Genomic DNA, 1326 nt, shown 5'->3' with positions numbered 1-1326 from the left:
CGACACACCCCAGGGTGGGGAATTACGTGACGGCCAGGTGGGGAATTACGTGACGGACAACCCCATCAACCTGGGGAATTACGTGACCGCTGACATTCAGGCCGGTTCGTCATCGAGAGTGTGAACGAAACCGCCCATCTGCGCTGACGCAAAACTCGTCCGCACGGTTTTGTGCGTCGCGCATCGGTTTGATTCGGTGCGCGACGCACGAGGCAGTGCGCGGGGTGCTGTCTCGACCACCGAAAGCGGTTGACTGTCGCCGTAATGCGTTCACGGTTTGTCGTCGAGAGTGTGACCGAAACCGCCCATCAGCGCTGACAGGTGACTCCGGTCGTCTCACTGTCCGTAGGTGTACCGCAGGTTGGCGTTGATCAGCGTCCCGATGCGTTTGCGAATGTGACCCGTCAAACTCTCATCCGGTAGCGGTTCTTCAACAAGAAGCGTCCACCGCAAGTCGGTACCCCCGCGGCCGGTCAACAGGTCGAATTGCACCAACGCGTCTGGGCGCCGGGCCCATAGCGACGACCACACGACGCGAGACGGGCTCTCGGCCACGATCATCTTTGGGCGACCTCATCCTCGAGAAGATGTAGCCACTGACGCTTCGGTTGACGATTCGGATTGGTCAGGTCCTCGTAAAGCACCCACGGGGGCGCGGGTTGGTTTCGCGCTCGCGAGCCGATGATCTCCACGTTCTCACAGTAGGTGCGGTGTCCAGCCCTTAATCACGGCACCTCCCAGGGCGTTGAACTGCGACGATCGAGTTTACGGTGGATTGTCAGACCCTTCTGGCATAGTCGCTCATATGTTCGAGGGTGGGGATGTCGAAGTGCAGCGGGCGGCCGGTATCGGCCCCGCCAAATGGCTGCGGCCCAACGAGTTGCTGCGCAACTGTGAACGGTCGGTGGCCGCGCAAAGCTACTTCGAATGGGTCCGCTACGACAGCGCCGCCCAGCTGCACCGCCTCGTCGTCGCACCCCTGGAAGACACCCCGGTCGGGTTGCGGGCCGTCGACCCATTCGCGGTCTGCGCTGCGCAACTGGCCGCCGCCCAACAGATCACCCAACAAGGCGCCGAGAACTACCTCACCCGTGCCCTCGCCCTGCGCGACCGTCTCCCCCACGTCAAACAACTGCTCAAAGAAGGACAGGTCGCAGCCCACCACATCGCCGAGATCGTCTCCCGCACCGACCTCATCGACGGCACCGAGCACGTGGCCGACATCGACCGAGACATCGCCGAACAACTACGCCGCCGCGGATCATGGTCGAAAAACCGCATCCGCGACATGGTCGACACGATGATCATGCTCCGCGACCCCGACCT

General features: G+C 62.4%; 2 protein-coding genes. One reads left to right on the top strand and one right to left on the bottom strand.

The genetic code is table 11. The annotated features are described in order from the left end of the window. Positions 1-336: 336 nt before the first annotated feature. On the bottom strand, positions 337-561 hold the full coding sequence (locus DFR67_RS31520; RefSeq protein WP_342766766.1) for a hypothetical protein: 225 nt from the start codon (positions 559-561) through the stop codon (positions 337-339). Positions 562-805: 244 nt separating this feature from the next. Between DFR67_RS31520 and DFR67_RS30110 the strand changes: the two genes are divergently transcribed. Continuing rightward, on the top strand, positions 806-1326 hold a 521-nt coding region (locus DFR67_RS30110; RefSeq protein WP_146240586.1), incomplete at its 3' end, for a DUF222 domain-containing protein.

The sequence above is a fragment of the Williamsia limnetica genome, from assembly GCF_003217475.1.
Classification (GTDB): domain Bacteria; phylum Actinomycetota; class Actinomycetes; order Mycobacteriales; family Mycobacteriaceae; genus Williamsia; species Williamsia limnetica.
The sequence above is the reverse complement of the archived record's forward strand: the minus strand, read 5'-3'. Positions and strand labels throughout refer to the sequence as shown.